A 15,853-nucleotide genomic window follows, 5' to 3' on the forward strand; every position below is an offset into this window, starting at 1 on the left:
CCGTCACCTCCGTGGTCCGGAAAATAGACTACTTATCGAGCGCGAACCGTCATCTCGACCGGGTCTTCGGGATGAATCGTGACAAACGGAACCAGCGAGAGCGGCGTGTCGGATATTCGTTCGAACGCGAACCGACTTCCGAGCGTCGCCAACACGAGTTTTGCCTCACGCATGGCGAACCCGTCGCCGATGCATTTGCGCGTGCCACCGCCGAACGGGAAGTAGGCAAATTCGGGAAGGTCCCGGCGGAACTCGTTCGTCCATCGTTCCGGACGGAACGCTTCGGGGTCGTCGAAAAACCGTTCGTCTCGGTGGACGACCCACTGCGGCGTAGCGACGATGGTTCCGGCAGGAATATGAAATCCGGCGAGTTCATCGGCTTCCGCCGCCTGTCGATAAACGACGTAGGCGGGCGGGTAGAGGCGCATCGCCTCCATCACCACGGTCTCCAAATAATTCAGTTTCCCGAGGTCGGCGATGGTCGGGGACTCGTCGACTACCGAATCGAGTTCGTCGTGGAACGTTCGTTCCTTCTCGGGATGCCTCGACAGGAGATCCCAAGCGTACGTGAGGGTTAAGGCAGTCGTGTCGTGGCCCGCGAGCAACATCGTCATCATCTCGTTCCGGACCGATCCCTCGTCCAGTCGTCCGTCCGCCTCCTCTCCGAGAAGCGTTCCGAGCAAGTCGTCTTCCGAGCCGTGAACGTCGTGTTCTCTGCGAACTTCGCGAAGGATCCGGTCTAGGATCTCGACCGACCGGCGATAGCGAACGTTCCGCGGCGTCGGCACCTCTTCGGGGACGAATCCCTGCGGGCCGGGGCGGAACCGCTCGCCGACCTCCAACAGTGCTTCGCGGATGGTTCGCTCCATCCCGTCGATTCGCGCACCGAGCAAACTCTCGACGACGATTCGAAGGGTGAGTTCGGACATCTCGCGGTGGATATCTATGTGTTTGCCGTCGTGCCACGAATCCGCCAGCGTCTCCGTATCGCGGACGATGATGTCGGCGTACTCGTTCAGTTTATCGCCGTAGAAGGACGGTTGCATGATTTTTCGCTGGCGCTGCCAGTGCTCCCCGTTGCTCGTCAGCAACCCATCGCCGAGCAGCCCGCCCAACCCTTCGTCGCCACCCAAACTCGGCTTGCGGTAGTTCGCCGCGTTCGTTACGAGAACGCGGCGAATGGCTTCGGGGTCGGTGACCTGATACACTTCCTGCGTATACACATCCATTCGAGCGACGTCGCCGTACTCGTCCGCGACACGTTCCATGAACCCCAGCGGGTCGTCGGCGTAGCGGAGACTCGACCCAAGAAACGGTACCCCCTCCGGCCCCGATGGCACTCGGCCTGCCATGTGAGACAGTAGGTCGCAGACGGTAAGAACCCTCGCCCAACGGGTGACAGTGATTTTATACTTCGTGGAGAAGAGAAGAACATGGACAGCAGTCACCGATCGCTTGAGAGGCAAATTCCACCGATTGTCACGCTTCTCGTCCTCGGTTTCGGATTGACAGCGCTGTTTCTCGGGTATGAGTGGTTCTGGATGGTGTTCGCCCTCGGGTTCGCCGTAGTACTCCCCATTTTGACTATTCTCTCCAACGCAGTGTTCGGGTGGGAAAGCGAGAGCGAACGGCGAGAAGACGAACCGAAATCGGAACCGGTGGACGAACAGCAGGATGCCCTCGACATACTTCGAAGCCGATACGCGAGCGGCAAAATCGACGAAGGTGAGTTCGAGCGTCGGGTTGACCTGCTGCTGGAGAACGAGACCGTCGAGGACGTGAAAGCACAGAGAACGCGGAACGAACGCGAATTGAGTTGAGATGCAACTGGCTAGAAAGTCTATGCCGTCGTCCCGACTCCGACGAACTGCCGAAGCGACGTGAGATTGGTTTCTGGCTCTCCCCTCTCGGTTGACCTCGCTGGATGTGTCGGTTCGGTCGGGATCGGAACTGAGGCTGCCACGAAAGGGACAGCAGAAACGACGACTTCGACTCCTCCCTCATAACTCGCCACAATCCATTTGGTCCTCTCACCCGACTGTAATCCATGGAACAAGAACGAAAACGGCCGGAGTGGCGCGAACTGGCGAAGCACGTTTTGACGGGGGTTGCACTCCTCACGTTCGTTTGGTTGATTCGAAGACTCCAAGGCGAACCCACCGACGGGTAGCGGTTCGAGGCCAAAGACTCAGATTCACCGACACGTATACGATGACGACGAGCGTACCATTGTTCGCGTCGCTGTCGTGACGTGGGATGGGAAAATGAACGAAGGATTACGGCACAAGCGAATACTGGCGATACTGCTCGTTTTACTGATGCTGCTGGGTGGAGCGGGAGCGATCGTCTCGGTAACTGACGCGAAAGAGGGCGATGGAACCGACCCGGAGATGGAGGTCGTCGGAGGAGTGGAAGACGTAGCAAGCGGCCACGATACCGCCATAGCACAGGCGACAGACGACGATAGGGGGTGACACGTGATACCCACATGGCGGTAGGTATCATTGACAAGCACGCATCGACAACACGATCCGTCGCACGCCGTCGCGGAACACCGCGGCAAACAGTTTCGGTGTCGGGATTACGAACTGGTGTTGCCGTTGCCACTACAGTCCGCTCCCTGTACCACCAGTGGCGAGCGCGCGAAGCGTGCGGCCAATCGTATCGAGTCGTTGCTCCTGATTCCGTATGCCGTGACGATTTGCGATATACTGCGGGTCGTTGTAGGTGACGTTCACCGTCTCGCCGTCCTGCCAGACCAGCAGTTTCTGCGGCAGGTCGATGGCGACGGTTCGACTCGCCTGCATCAGCGGCGTGCCGAGTTCCGGATTGCCGAAAATGAACAGCACCGTCGGCGGTAAATCGAGACCCGCTGACTCGGCATTATCGGAGTGGTCAACCGTCGTGACGAGGGTCAGCGCGTCCGTGTTCTCGATATCTCCCTCGATTCGTTCGACGGTCTCGTCGAAACTACGGTCGCTTTCGACCGTTACGAGGCCGTTTTCGTCGGGTTGGGTTCCAGTAGTTGTTTGTCGAGTCGCTCCTCCGACGGTGGCGAATGCGCCGCCGCCGAGAAGTGCGCTGGCGAGTTTCAACATCGTTCGTCGATTCGATTTCCTCGGCATAGCGACGTAGTCGGCGAGGGATGCCTTTGTTATTCACCACAGTCGGAACTGAAACCGAGGATACTCGTACTAAGCAGTCATTACGAGAGGAGCTCCTCAGAACTGTTGTGGACAGCAAGATTAGGTGGCTGGGGAGATTATGTCCTCGGCCCCCGTTGAAAGGTGGGCCAACGCGGATTTGAACCGCGGACCTCCCGGTTATCAGCCGAGCGCTCAACCTAACTGAGCTATTGGCCCTCAGTGAGCGCATTTCATCGTTGCGCCCTGCAACGTTTAAGGGTTTCTTTTCGAATCGGAATCCTCCTCGAAGTCGATGTCGTAGGTGTCCGAATCCATCCGATACGTGTCACCACCGTTTCCGCCGGAACTACTCGAACTGCTCGCTCCGCCGGAGTTTCCGGGGTTCGGGAACCCGAACGTGTAGATGTTACCCGAGGCGAACCCGCCGGTCTGCTTGTCGATGTAGGGCGTGATGACCCACTTCTTCGCGACCGTTCGGAACATCGCCCGCGTCACGGGGAACGCGAGCAGGAATCCGAGGGTATCCGTAATCAGTCCGGGCGTCAGGAGGAACGCACCTGCGATGAGCAAGAATCCACCATCGATGATGCGATCGGTGGGAATGTCACCGCGTTGGATATCGGACTGAATCTTCCTGATGGTGTGTCTCCCCTCCGCGCGCACGAGTAACATTCCGAGAAGGGCGGTCAGCACGACGAGCGCCACGGTGAGTTGCCATCCGATATTCCCAGCGACGAAGACGAGGAACAACCCGTCCAGTAACGGAATCAACAGCAGCAGCGCCAGCAACCGTTTCCACATGCGCGGACGTAGTGGTTCCGACTGTAAAACCCTTTACCTGCTGATGCGTCGGCGGGGAGGTGAACGATTTGGATGACGGGTCTGCGTCGTTGAACGTCGTTTTGGTGCTGGCGGAAGGCTCGATGAGGTGTTGTCGTTTGTAATCGCGAGGCGTACGCTAAACCTGCGGGAGACGGACCGTCTTTCGCGGTACGTAAAAACCAGCAGTCTTCCGTAACTCACAAACGCTTGGCGTTTGCTCATCCGAGGATGTCGACGGTTTCCTCGTCCCGAACTCGCTCCTCTCGCAGCGTGTTCGGGTTCGCTCGTTCGTTCCCCATTCCCGGTTCGATTGCAGGGCGGGCGGGTCGGTTTGGGCCGCCCGCTCCAAGGCCGATCAGCCGTTTTCTGCAGCAAGTCGTTTTTCGACCCGCGGTGGCAAATCGGTCACGTACTCGCCCGCCTGCTGTGCCTGGAGGCGACGGGCGAGGGAAGAAAGGAGGGAGTGGCTCGTGCCTAACATCAGCAATCGTCACGACACCGTATTCACCGTTTTTAGCCGTCATACTGCCCTCAGCGATACGAACTGGTCACACATTCCTCTCCTATCGCCCGCGATTCCGAAATTCGAAACTGGGTTTCGCACCTCGTAATCTTTCGTGGGGCTTATTACGATGTACGAACTTCACACCGATAACAGCCATGACCGAGGACACCGAAGACAGAACGATCTTGCTCATCGGAAGCGGACCCATCCAAATCGGACAGGCCGCGGAGTTCGACTACTCCGGCGCACAGGCCTGCCGCGCGCTACAGGAAGAGGGAGCACGGGTCGTTCTCGTCAACTCCAATCCGGCGACCATCATGACCGACCCGGAGATGGCCGACGAGGTATACATCGAACCCATCACCACGGACGCCATCGCGGAAATCATCCGAAAGGAACGTCCCGACGGAGTCATCGCCGGGCTCGGGGGACAGACGGGACTGAACGTTACCGCGGAGTTGAGCGAGGAGGGTGTACTGGACGAGTACGACGTCGATATCATGGGAACGCCGCTCGACACCATCTACGCCACCGAGGACCGTGATCTGTTCCGCGCGCGCATGGAACAGTTGGACCAACCGGTTCCGCGCTCGACGACCATCACGCTCGAAGACGACGAATCCGTCGGTGACGTGGATGCGGACGCACTCGGCGAACGGGTCGAGGAAGCAGTCGAATCGGTCGGCGGCCTGCCCGTCATCTCACGCACGACCTACACCCTCGGCGGGTCGGGGTCGGGCGTCGTCGGCGAGATGAACGAACTGAAGGAGCGAGTCCGCAAGGGACTGCGACTCTCGCGCAACAACGAGGTGCTCATCACCGAATCGATCGCCGGCTGGGTCGAACTGGAGTACGAAGTGATGCGCGACGCCGACGATTCGTGTATCATCATCTGTAACATGGAGAACTTGGACCCGATGGGTATCCACACGGGGGAGTCCACGGTCGTCACGCCTTCGCAGGTCATCCCCGACGACGGCCATCAAGAGATGCGCAACGCGGCCCTCGAAGTCATCCGCGACTTGGGGATTCAGGGCGGCTGTAACATCCAGTTCGCGTGGCGTGACGACGGCACCCCCGGCGGGGAGTACCGCGTCGTAGAAGTGAATCCCCGAGTCTCTCGCTCCTCGGCACTCGCGTCGAAGGCAACCGGCTATCCCATCGCCCGCGTCACCGCGAAGGTCGCACTCGGCAAACGCCTCCACGAAATCGAGAACGAAATCACCGGCCAGACGACGGCGGCGTTCGAACCCGCAATCGACTACGTCGTGACGAAGGTGCCGCGCTGGCCCAAGGACAAGTTCGACGACGTGGATTTCGAACTCGGCACCGCGATGAAATCGACCGGCGAGGCGATGGCGATCGGCAGAACGTTCGAGGAAAGCCTGCTGAAAGCCCTCCGCAGTTCGGAGTACGAACCCGACGTGGAGTGGAGCGAAGTCGGCGACGACGAACTCGAAACTGACTACCTCGAAGCGCCGACACCTGACCGCCCCTACGCCATGTTCGAGGCGTTCGAGCGCGGCTACACCGCCGAACAGGTCGCGGAACTCACCGGAATCGAAGGGTGGTACGTCGAACGGTACGAACGCATCGCGGAGGCGGCCGAGGGCGCCGAAGACGGGAACTTCGACCGTGCCGCGGAGAAAGGGTTCACGAATCAGGAGGTCGCCTCGATGGCCGGTGCGGACGTTGGAGTCGTCGAAACGTCGGCCCCTGACCGCTCGTTCAAACAGGTAGACACCTGCGCTGGCGAGTTCGCTGCATCGACACCGTACTACTACTCGGCCCGCTCGGCCCTTGAGACAAACTTCTCGGGTCGTGACGAACTCCAAGTCGACACCGACGTCGAGAGCGTCGTCGTGGTCGGCGGCGGTCCGATTCGCATCGGCCAAGGTGTCGAGTTCGACTACTGCTCGGTGCACGCCGTGCGCGCCCTGCGCGAGATGGGTATCGAAGCGCACGTCGTGAACAACAACCCCGAGACGGTTTCGACCGATTACGATACCTCCGACGGACTGTTCTTCGAACCGATCACTGCCGAGGAAGTCGCCGACGTTATCGAGGCGACGAACGCCGACGGCGTGATGGTACAGTTCGGCGGTCAGACCTCGGTCGATATCGGTCACCCGCTCGAGACGGAAATCGAACGCAGGGGACTGGACTGTACGATTCTGGGAACAACGGTTGACGCGATGGACCTCGCGGAGGACCGCGACCGCTTCAACCGCCTGATGGACGACTTGGGTATCGCTCAGCCGACCGGCGGAAGTGCGACGAGCGAGGAAGAAGCGCTCGACCTCGCACACGAAATCGGCTATCCCGTCCTCGTGCGTCCCTCTTATGTCCTGGGCGGTCGCGCGATGGACGTCGTGTACAACGATGACGAACTCGAAGAGTACATCGAGGAGGCGGTTCGCGTCTCGCCGGACAAGCCGATTCTCGTGGACGAGTTCCTCGCAAACGCGGTCGAACTGGACGTTGACGCCGTGAGCGACGGCGAAGATATCGTCATCGGCGGAATCATGGAACACGTCGAAAGCGCCGGGGTTCATTCGGGCGACTCGGCCTGTATGATTCCGCCTCGTTCGCTGGACGACGAGACGCTGGGTCGCGTACGCGAAGTTACCGAAGACATCGCTCGCGCCCTCGACACGGTCGGTCTGATGAACGTCCAACTGGCGGTGCAAGACGACGAAGTGTACGTCCTCGAAGCCAACCCGCGCTCCTCGCGTACCGTTCCGTTCGTCTCGAAAGCGACTGGCGTTCCGATCGCCAAACTCGCCGCGAAGGTGATGGCCGGCGAGACGCTGTCCGAACTCGATGCGACGGAGCAGATCCCCGAACAGACGAGCGTCAAGGAGGTCGTGCTCCCGTTCGACCGCCTTTCCGGGTCCGACCCCCGCCTCGGCCCGGAGATGAAATCCACCGGAGAAGTGATGGGAACCGCCGATTCGTTCGGCAAAGCCTACGAGAAGGCACAGGCCGCCGCGTACAACGCCCTGCCCGAGGAGGGCACCGCAGCCGTGGAACTCGACGTGGCTGGCTTCGGCGACTACTACGACCTCGCCGAGTTCGAGAACACCGCGGATGCGATTCGTGCCGGGAAAATCGACCTCCTCGTGACCGACGACCGCGAGGCGCTCGAGATGGCCGTCGAAGAGGACGTTCCGTACTTCACGACCGTCGCAGGTGCGAAGGCCGCTGTCGAAGCGCTCGATGCGCGCGATGAACCGCTGTGCGTGCAGTCCGTCGGCGACAGGCCAAAGCGTGCTGAGAAATGGGGATGAGATAACTGGCTGGTAGAAGCGTATTTTTGATATCAGGTACGCTCGAACAGTTCACCGTCAGTACCACCACAGTACGGCTATTTTCAGCGATACGGAACCCCCGATTCAAATCAACGTCCCGATCGCACCACCGAGCAAGAACGCCGTCAGTGCATACCACGGTTCGCGCCGAATCGTCCGCTGGGCTATCGGCACGTCGCCGCGAATCCCGACGCCGAGGGAAATCATGATGAACACGATGGCGACACCGACCGCCATGCTGTGAAATCCGAGTTCGCTAACGTATCCCGCGAGAACACCGATGACGATACCGAGAATTCCGGCGTGTACCTCGGTATACGTGATGTTATTTTTACTGCCGACGACAGGTTTGCCCATAGTTACCAGTATCCCTACGGACACTTTTTTGTTCCGAATGCTTCGAACACAACGAAAACTTGCTGCCGACTGCTTACTGGAGCCAGTAACCAGCCGACCAACCGGTTTGTGCGCTGTCGTAATCGACCTTCCACCAGCGATAGCCACCGGAATCGACCGGACCATCGAGGATGGTTCCGCCTTCGCCGTTGGAAGCGGTATCGATTTTCGTCCCATCGGGACTGGTGCGCACCGAGAGCGCGGAGGTAGTTGTCACGCTGTCACTCGGGCCGAACCGCGCGTAGAGAAGCCAGTCGGCCGCCGACCAACCGGTTTGTGTGCTTCCCTCATAATCGACCTCGTACCACTCGTAACCGCCGTCGTTGACCGGGCCGCTGAGGATTTCACCTGCCGTGCCGTCGGGTGCAGTGTCGATGGCGGAGCCGTTCGGACTGTCCCGAACGTTGAGATCGGAAGAAGTGACGACGTGCTGGCCAGCACCCATGTGGAAGCGTCGGAGGTAGCCCTCGTAGCGACCCCAGTTCCACGTCGAACCGGGATCACCGTGGCGACCCGCTCCACCGCCCGCCGAACAGTTGTTCGGGTCAGGGATCTGGTCGTGCCCGATGATACCACCGTCATCGCTTGGATTACACGGCGCGACGTCGTACCGTCGGACGCGAAGCGGGAAGTTGTACGTCTCTGCCGCCCACTGTGCGATTTCGGCGGATTTTTCGTACATGCCGTCTACGAACGTCGTTTCGCCCGTGTAGCCCGGATGTTCGATGCCGAGCGACTGTTTGTTGTACTCCCAGTTGCCCGCATGCCACGCCGTATCCGATTCGTCCACCATCCGCGTTATTTCGGGGTCATCCTTGTTTTCGATGACGTAGTGGGTACTAGCATCGGCATCGGGATTCTGGAACCAGTTGATCGTTCCCGAATAACTCCCTTCCGCGACGTGGACGATGTACCAGTTTATGTTCTCGCCGTACCGACCGTCATCGTAGTTGCTCGAATCCGCCGCGACCCACCGCATATTCGGTTTCGCGTGCGCAGAAACGGGCGACGCACTCGCCAGTATCGCTCCCGTACTTGCTGTCGCGCCCGTGAGTTTGAGAAACTGCCGTCGTGATGGTGTCATAACCACCCGATTGTATTTTCCGACCCGACTTAAATATTTTTAATTAGATGGTGAAAAATACGTCCAGAACACGATAGTCGATGTACGTTACCCCCTGAATTTAAAGAGCGCTCGACAGGAGTAGTAGTTCGAGGTTTCGGAAGCCGACGGAAATAACACACCCCTATCATGCTATGTCCTTTCGGACCGCGTATTGACAGTCGAATCGTAACCGTCACGGCCGCGAGAACTTTGCCCGTCCTAAGCGAACAACGGTGGAGATGAGTTCTGAGAGACAACGAGTGTTGATCGCGGGTGCCAGTGGGAGGACGGGCCGGGAAATACTGACACGGCTTCGGAACGCCGACCTCACCATCAGGGCGATGACGCGGTCGCCGGACGAAGAGCACAAGCTCTCGAATCAGGGTGCAGACGAGGTTATCGTCGGAGATCTCCTCGACCCGGCAGACGCCTCACAAGCCGTCACCGACTGCGACGTAGTTCTCTGTGCGGTCGGTTCGAAGCCAGGTCCCAGCGTCATTATCGGCGGACGGCTCGTGGACGGGGCGGGCGTCGAAAACCTCGTTCATGCGGGAGTTGCGGCCGATATCGACCACTTCGTTTTCGAGAGTGCGATCGGGGTCGGCGACTCCCGCGAAGGGATGCCAGCACCGTTTCGGGCGCTGCTTTGGAACAACCTGAACGCGAAAAATCACGCCGAAGCAGTGCTTCGTACGTCCCAACTCTCCTACACTATCATCCGGCCGGGGAGATTGACGAACGCCCCTGCGACCGAGGACGTGCTGATCGGCGAAGGTGGTGAAACCGTTTCCGGCGCGATTCCACGCGCCGACGTTGCTCGGCTGATGGTGGCCGCGCCGTTTACCCCCGAGGCCAAAAACCGAACGTTCGAAGTCGTCAGTCGGGATGGATTGCGCGGGACCGCCCGGGGAGTAGTCGAGCTGAATTGGCAAATTCCGGGCGAGAACACGATAGAAATCGGAGAATAGTGTCGATGTAATCGGAGTCGATGCGGACCCGCCGGATCAGTCGGCAGCGACGATCCGCTTTCGGGGTGCCATCGAAAGCACATCGTCGAAGAAGTCGAAAGTATCGTGGGGGCCAGGGTTGGCTTCGGGGTGATACTGACGAGTGATAACCGACAGTTCGTCGCTTTCCAACCCTTCCGGGGTGTCGTCGTTGACGTTGATTTGCGTTACGTCGAGGTCCCCGGGGTCGGCGACGGTGTAGCCGTGATTCTGCGTGGTCATGACGACTTGACCCGATTCGAGGTCACGAACTGGCTGGTTGACGCCGCGGTGGCCGAAGTCCATCTTCTCCGTCGTCCCACCGAGCGCACGGGCGATAATCTGCTGACCGAGACAGATACCCGCGAGCGGGAGTTCACCGACGTAGTTTTCGACCAGTTCCTGCGCCGCTTCGAAGTTCGCAGGGTCGCCCGGGCCGTTCGAGACGAACAACACGTCGGGGTCGACGCTCTCGACATCATCGGTAGTCGCGTCGTGAGGGAGCACGTGAACGTCCGCGCCGCGTTCGACGAGCGCGTCGATGATGCTTCCCTTCGCACCGCAGTCGATGAGTGCGACCGTCTTCTCGTCGTCGGTGTCTTCGCCGAGGTGAATCTCCCGTTCGTGGACGCTGACCTGCGAACCGATGTCTTGGTGGTCGCTCATCCCCGGGCAGCGTTCGAGTTCCGCGAGCGCGTCTTCGGGCGTGGCGTTCTCGCCGACCGCGATACCGCACTTCATCGCGCCCTGTTCCCGAATCCCGCCGACGAGGTCGCGCGTATCGAGGTGGTCGACCGCTGGAACGCCCTCGGCTTCAAGCCACTCCGCGACGTCGTCGGTCAGTTCACGCGCGACGACGGCGCGCGGATGGACTCGGTCGCTTTCGAAGCGTTCCTCTCGGACACCGTAGTTCCCGATGAGCGGATACGAGAACGTCAGGACCTGTTCCTCGTAGGATGGGTCCGTGAGGCTCTCTTCGTATCCAGTGTATGCTGTTGTGAAAACCAGTTCCCCGCAAGCCGTTCCCGGAGCGCGACCACGGGCTTCCACCACATGGCCACCCTCCAGCGCAACATAGGCACCCGGCATTACGAGATTCATATGGAATCCGGGATAATAAACCTTGCTTTCGAAGCATTGTTACGATATTCGTAATCATGAAGTAGCAGCCCCGACTAGGTGCTAATCTCAATGGACGCACTCGATCGACAGATTCTGAATCTCCTCCGACGAGACGCCCGAACACCGTACACGGAGATAGCCGAGGAGGTCGGAACCTCGGAAGGAACGGTTCGAAATCGAGTCGAACGAATGACCGAGGAGGACGTTATCGAGCGGTTTACCGTCGCAACTCGAACAGGGAACGTGAAGGCGATGATAGAAATCGGGGTAGACGTGGCCGTCGATACCACCGAGATGTCCGACCAACTCGCGGAGTGGGAACAGGTGGACTTCGTCTGGCAAGTCAGCGGCGAAGACGACATCGTCCTGGTCGTGGACGCCGCCGACACACAGGGCGTGAATCAACTCATCACCCGTGCACGTGAGTTGGAAGAAGTCGTGAGCACGAAGACTCGACTCATCTTGGACGAACGACTCGGGTGAGGATACCTCGTCCGAACCCGAAAGGTACCGAGATGAGTCGAAGGTCGCTCTTGGACGAACGACTCGGGTGAGGATACTTCGTCCGAACCCGAAAGGAAAACCGGGTGATTACGGTCTCAATCCTCGGGCTGCGGCGGTTCCCCTACGCCCGGCGATTCCTCCTTCGGGCGATGAAGGTTGTCCTTCCCCTCGTGGATCCTTCGATACAGGCGTCGAACACCCTGGTCGAACGTTCCGCGTCGGACCGCGGGTTCGACGCGGCCGTCTCGAATCGCCTCCACGACGTTTCCGGGGGTGAGCACGTCAGCATCCACACGCGTGTATGCGCGACCGACCTCGACAGGATAGTGAGCGTCACTGCCGCCGACCAGCGGGAGGCCGTTGCGTTCCGCAAGGGTTCGTACCCACTCCTCCGTTCGTGGGTGTTTGCCGTTTACTTCGATCGCGTCGAAATCCGCACCGACTTCGCGTACCGTGCTATTCCGGTAGGGATGAGCAACGATGGCCGCACATCCGCGTTCGTGGGCCATCTCGACTACCTCGTGGGGCGTCAGCGTTCCCGGTTCGGTGCTGGTCGGGGGGTCGGGGCCAACGACCAGCACGTGGCCCTTCGTCGTCGAAATCTCTATCCCCGGAATCGTCTCGACCGGAAGACCGCCGAACGGACGATAGTAGTCGTGGTTCGTCAGCGCGACTCCATCCAGTTCGCGGTAGCGTGCGGCCAGCGTGAGGAGTCTGACACCGAGTGGGTCGAACAGTTCCGCGGCCCGCTCGTGGCCGTGGAAGAACCGCGTATGGGCGTGAAGGTCGATGGCGAACACGTCCGTAAATATACTGCCGACAGAACTTTGGTTTTTCCGCCGAATTTTTACCATATGGATGCCGACGAGGCTGGAACAGAGGGCGACCTCGCGGCGACGGACGATATCGAGTACGAGCGCGTCGTCGTATTGAACCCCGTTAGCGGGGACGCAGAACACGCCGAAGAGGTCCGTGAACTCGCTGCGGAACGCGATTTTACGATCCTCGAAACCCGCGAAGAAGGGGATGCCGTCGAATTCGCGGAGCAAGCCGCGGAGAACGGCGCATCGATGGTGGCCGCGGCGGGTGGCGACGGAACCCTGAACGAGGTCGTCCGCGGTCTCGTTTCGGCGGATGCACTCGATTCGGTGACGTTCGGCGTCATCCCGGCGGGAACCGGGAACAATTTCGCCGGGAATATCGGCATCACCGGCATCGAACACGCCTTCGACGTGCTCGAACGCGGCGAGCGGCGACGAATCGACCTCGGGACCGCGAACGATCGGGAGTTCATCAACTCCTGCGTCGGCGGCCTCACCGCGGACGCGAGCGTCGAAACCGACTCCGAGCAAAAAGAGCGCCTCGGCGTGCTCGCCTACGTCGTGAACACGTTGCAGTTGATGGCCGATTTCGACGGCGTTCCGTTGACCGTTACCACATCGAGCGACGGCGAGATATCGTGGTCGGGTGATGCCGTCTTCGTCCTCGTCGGAAACGGTCGACGATTCCCCGCGAAGGGGCGAACGCAAGCGAACATGGAGGACGGCCTGCTCAACGTCACGATCATCGAGGAGATGCCCGCCCCGAACCTCGTCGGAGAAGCCCTCCTTCAGCGACTGTTCGGCACGGAGTCCGAGAACGTGACACACCTACGAGCGCCGACGGTGGATATCGAGATCGCCCGGGACGACCCCGTGCAGTTCAGCCTAGACGGCGAGATAGGGGAGTGGAACGAACTGACCCTCGGCGTGATGCCACGCGCGCTGGAGCTCCCCGTCGGCTCGAAGTACGAGCCAGTCCCCAACGACGAGTGAGAGGCGAGGAGTGGCTTTTGGTCGGAATTCACGGCTTTTTTCCAGAACTTCGGGAGTTCGGAACCACGCTCGAATCAGTGTTGTGGCGGTAATGAACGCAACTGCGCGATGCACGCTCCGTATTCGATACGTCGGTAGGAGGGTGTGCGACTCGATCGCCGTGTGCAAACAACCCCCAGCAACCGAAGCCATCGGGTCACAGAACCAGTTCCAGTAGGTACCCGTGACGGGAACAGTCGCGGACGACGAATCACCACCGAACGTTTTTATCGGAAGACGAACCAACCAATCGACGTCCCCGTATGTCCCCCGATAGAAACGACGTTCGCCGCACCGAGGTCCGCCGGGCGTACGACGAAATCGCGGACGACTATCTCGCAGAGAGAGCGCAAAGTGGCGACGATACGGTGCTGCTGGGCGAGTTTTGTGATCGTCTCCCGGAAAACGCCCGCGTGCTCGATGCCGGTTGCGGCGCGGGGCGGCCAATCGCTCGGCGATTGGCCGCCGAATACGACCTCGTCGGAATCGATTTCTCTCGCGAACAGGTGATGCGCGCACGCGAAAACGTCCCTGCCGGACGGTTCTGTCAGTCCGACATGACGCAGTTGGGTCTTTCAACCGAGGCATTCGACGGCGTCTGTGCGTATTATTCGGTCATCCACGTCCCGATCGATGAACATCCCGATGTGATACGGGAGTTCCATCGTGTCCTCAGACCCGGAGGATACCTCCTTCTCACGGTCGGTTCGTCGGCGTGGGAAGGGTCGAACGACGATTGGCTCGGAACCGGCGTCGAGATGCACTGGAGCACTCTCGCGCCCGAGGGAAGTACGACCATTGTCGAAGATGCTGGATTCGAAGTCCGCTGGCGGCGGACTGTCAACGATTCGATGGGCGATACGACCGATTTCGTTCTCGCTCGAAAAAGTGGGTGACGATCGTCGGTCTTAGTCGTCCGATTCGCCGATCGATTCGCCGGTTGCCTCATCGATAACACTCCCATCGATGGGGCTGTCGGGGGTCACCTCGCCCAGTTTCGACGGCATGCCGAGGCGGTACTCCTCGTCGGTGTCCGTGAGTTCCGTGCGGCCGCGCCGAACCGATACGTCGTCGTTGAGATGCAAGCGCACCGCTTCGAGCAGTGCGTCCGCTTCGAGGGGCTGACCACGTTCGCGCATCTCCGGCACAGTCGTGTCGTCGGGGACGTTGAACACGCGCTGGGTGACGATCGGCCCTTGGTCCAGATCGGTCGTCACGTAGTGGGCGGTGACACCAGCGACGCGAACGCCCGCTTCCTTCGCCTGTCGGTAGGCTTTCGCGCCGGGGAACGCCGGGAGGAGGCTGGGATGGATGTTGATGATGCGACCCTCGTATCGAAAGACCACTTCCGGACTGAGAATCCGCATGAACCGTGCGAGCACGAGGAGGTCGATATCGTAATCGTCCAGTAGGGAAAGGAGATGATCCTCGTCGTGGACGCCCTTCTCGTCACCAACGTTGTGGAAGGGGATACCGTGTCGTTTAGCGACCGGTTCGAGGTCGTCGTGGTTACCGATGATGACGCCGATTTCGGCATCGAGGTCGCCTCGTGCAGCGAGCAATCGCTGCAAACAGTGCGATTCTTTCGTAACGAGGACGGCGACCTGTCGCGTGTCTCGTTCAGACGGAAACCGCACCCGGACGTCCACATCCAAATCGTCGCCGAGGTCAGCCAAGTCGCGGCGGAGCCGGTGTTCGTCCACCGTCATATCGCTCGTTTCGACGTGCATCGTCATCCGGAAGATACCGTCACGAACCGCTTGATCGACGTCCTCGATATTGATTCCCCGCTCGAAGAGGAGGGTCGTGACACGGGCGACGAGTCCGGTGTCATCGTTTCCGACGACCGTGATTTCGGTTAGCTCACGGGAGTTCATCGTTCCACCTGCCAAATACGGGGGATAGTCATGAGATGGGTGTAAAGCAGTGGAGGAACAAAAACGTTGCCGACGTTGCAAAATTTTCGGCACCGCCTATACGAGTCACGGGGAGCCTGAACCGAAATCACTCGAAGAAGCGGGCAAAGCTGACCGAAAAATCACTCGAAGGAGCGTGTTCGAACCATTTCGCGCTTCGGAATACACAAACGTGTACAAGAGAATC

18 protein-coding genes and 1 tRNA gene are annotated in these 15,853 nt (G+C 60.0%); 8 read left to right on the top strand and 11 right to left on the bottom strand.

The genetic code is table 11. The features are described 5' to 3' along the window. Positions 1 to 32 precede the first annotated feature (32 nt). Positions 33 to 1,352, bottom strand: coding sequence for a cytochrome P450 (locus OOF89_RS03960; protein ID WP_266078668.1), 1,320 nt, complete (start codon positions 1,350 to 1,352; stop codon positions 33 to 35). 81 nt (positions 1,353 to 1,433) lie between these two features. Here OOF89_RS03960 and OOF89_RS03965 point away from each other — a divergent pair, with 81 nt between their 5' ends. Further along, positions 1,434 to 1,820 (top strand): SHOCT domain-containing protein, encoded by a 387-nt coding sequence (locus OOF89_RS03965; protein ID WP_266078670.1) that lies wholly within the window; start codon positions 1,434 to 1,436, stop codon positions 1,818 to 1,820. A gap of 20 nt (positions 1,821 to 1,840) precedes the next feature. Here OOF89_RS03965 and OOF89_RS03970 read toward each other — a convergent pair whose 3' ends face one another. Next, positions 1,841 to 2,014, bottom strand: a complete 174-nt coding sequence (locus OOF89_RS03970; protein ID WP_266078672.1) for a hypothetical protein — start codon at positions 2,012 to 2,014, stop codon at positions 1,841 to 1,843. Between the two features lie 33 nt (positions 2,015 to 2,047). On the opposite strand from OOF89_RS03970, the gene OOF89_RS03975 reads away from it, so the two are divergent. Both OOF89_RS03975 and OOF89_RS03980 read left to right on the top strand, forming a co-directional pair. Continuing rightward, positions 2,048 to 2,170: a hypothetical protein gene (locus tag OOF89_RS03975; protein ID WP_266078674.1), complete on the top strand. Its 123-nt coding sequence runs from the start codon at positions 2,048 to 2,050 to the stop codon at positions 2,168 to 2,170. A gap of 94 nt (positions 2,171 to 2,264) precedes the next feature. Next, the gene (locus OOF89_RS03980) at positions 2,265 to 2,474 is read left to right on the top strand and encodes a hypothetical protein (RefSeq protein WP_266078676.1); all 210 of its coding nucleotides are present in this window, start codon (positions 2,265 to 2,267) and stop codon (positions 2,472 to 2,474) included. A 132-nt stretch (positions 2,475 to 2,606) separates the two neighbouring features. On the opposite strand, the gene OOF89_RS03985 is transcribed toward OOF89_RS03980, so the two are convergent. From OOF89_RS03985 to OOF89_RS04000, 4 genes are all read right to left on the bottom strand, one after another. Continuing rightward, complete coding sequence (locus tag OOF89_RS03985; RefSeq protein WP_266078678.1) at positions 2,607 to 3,125, bottom strand: DUF302 domain-containing protein; 519 nt, start codon at positions 3,123 to 3,125, stop codon at positions 2,607 to 2,609. A 163-nt stretch (positions 3,126 to 3,288) separates the two neighbouring features. Then, positions 3,289 to 3,362: transfer RNA gene (locus OOF89_RS03990), tRNA-Ile, on the bottom strand. Positions 3,363 to 3,398: 36 nt separating this feature from the next. Next, the gene (locus tag OOF89_RS03995; protein WP_266078680.1) at positions 3,399 to 3,947 is read right to left on the bottom strand and encodes an FxsA family protein; all 549 of its coding nucleotides are present in this window, start codon (positions 3,945 to 3,947) and stop codon (positions 3,399 to 3,401) included. A 239-nt stretch (positions 3,948 to 4,186) separates the two neighbouring features. Next, positions 4,187 to 4,492 (bottom strand): hypothetical protein, encoded by a 306-nt coding sequence (locus OOF89_RS04000; RefSeq protein ID WP_266078682.1) that lies wholly within the window; start codon positions 4,490 to 4,492, stop codon positions 4,187 to 4,189. A 136-nt stretch (positions 4,493 to 4,628) separates the two neighbouring features. On the opposite strand from OOF89_RS04000, the gene carB reads away from it, so the two are divergent. Continuing rightward, on the top strand, positions 4,629 to 7,763 hold the full coding sequence (gene carB / locus OOF89_RS04005; RefSeq protein ID WP_266078684.1) for a carbamoyl-phosphate synthase large subunit: 3,135 nt from the start codon (positions 4,629 to 4,631) through the stop codon (positions 7,761 to 7,763). Positions 7,764 to 7,868: 105 nt separating this feature from the next. On the opposite strand, the gene OOF89_RS04010 is transcribed toward carB, so the two are convergent. Both OOF89_RS04010 and OOF89_RS04015 read right to left on the bottom strand, forming a co-directional pair. Next, positions 7,869 to 8,141: a hypothetical protein gene (locus tag OOF89_RS04010; protein ID WP_266078686.1), complete on the bottom strand. Its 273-nt coding sequence runs from the start codon at positions 8,139 to 8,141 to the stop codon at positions 7,869 to 7,871. A gap of 73 nt (positions 8,142 to 8,214) precedes the next feature. Further along, entirely contained in the window at positions 8,215 to 9,264 is a 1,050-nt protein-coding gene (locus tag OOF89_RS04015) for an N-acetylmuramoyl-L-alanine amidase (protein ID WP_266078688.1), read from the bottom strand. Between the two features lie 260 nt (positions 9,265 to 9,524). Between OOF89_RS04015 and OOF89_RS04020 the strand changes: the two genes are divergently transcribed. After that, complete coding sequence (locus OOF89_RS04020; RefSeq protein WP_266078690.1) at positions 9,525 to 10,253, top strand: SDR family oxidoreductase; 729 nt, start codon at positions 9,525 to 9,527, stop codon at positions 10,251 to 10,253. Positions 10,254 to 10,289: 36 nt separating this feature from the next. Here OOF89_RS04020 and carA read toward each other — a convergent pair whose 3' ends face one another. Next, positions 10,290 to 11,360 (bottom strand): glutamine-hydrolyzing carbamoyl-phosphate synthase small subunit, encoded by a 1,071-nt coding sequence (gene carA, locus OOF89_RS04025; RefSeq protein WP_266078691.1) that lies wholly within the window; start codon positions 11,358 to 11,360, stop codon positions 10,290 to 10,292. A gap of 102 nt (positions 11,361 to 11,462) precedes the next feature. On the opposite strand from carA, the gene OOF89_RS04030 reads away from it, so the two are divergent. Then, on the top strand, positions 11,463 to 11,876 hold the full coding sequence (locus OOF89_RS04030; protein WP_266078693.1) for an Lrp/AsnC family transcriptional regulator: 414 nt from the start codon (positions 11,463 to 11,465) through the stop codon (positions 11,874 to 11,876). A gap of 116 nt (positions 11,877 to 11,992) precedes the next feature. On the opposite strand, the gene OOF89_RS04035 is transcribed toward OOF89_RS04030, so the two are convergent. Beyond that, positions 11,993 to 12,697, bottom strand: a complete 705-nt coding sequence (locus OOF89_RS04035) for a PHP-associated domain-containing protein (protein WP_266079850.1) — start codon at positions 12,695 to 12,697, stop codon at positions 11,993 to 11,995. A gap of 54 nt (positions 12,698 to 12,751) precedes the next feature. On the opposite strand from OOF89_RS04035, the gene OOF89_RS04040 reads away from it, so the two are divergent. Continuing rightward, positions 12,752 to 13,711, top strand: coding sequence for a diacylglycerol/lipid kinase family protein (locus tag OOF89_RS04040; protein ID WP_266078695.1), 960 nt, complete (start codon positions 12,752 to 12,754; stop codon positions 13,709 to 13,711). A gap of 302 nt (positions 13,712 to 14,013) precedes the next feature. Then, complete coding sequence (locus OOF89_RS04045) at positions 14,014 to 14,646, top strand: class I SAM-dependent methyltransferase (protein WP_266078697.1); 633 nt, start codon at positions 14,014 to 14,016, stop codon at positions 14,644 to 14,646. Positions 14,647 to 14,658: 12 nt separating this feature from the next. On the opposite strand, the gene OOF89_RS04050 is transcribed toward OOF89_RS04045, so the two are convergent. After that, a complete protein-coding gene (locus OOF89_RS04050; protein WP_266078699.1) occupies positions 14,659 to 15,627 on the bottom strand; it encodes a formyltetrahydrofolate deformylase in 969 nt (322 codons plus the stop codon). Positions 15,628 to 15,853: the final 226 nt, after the last annotated feature.

It is taken from the genome of Haladaptatus caseinilyticus, assembly GCF_026248685.1.
Classification (GTDB): Archaea; Halobacteriota; Halobacteria; order Halobacteriales; family Haladaptataceae; genus Haladaptatus; species Haladaptatus caseinilyticus.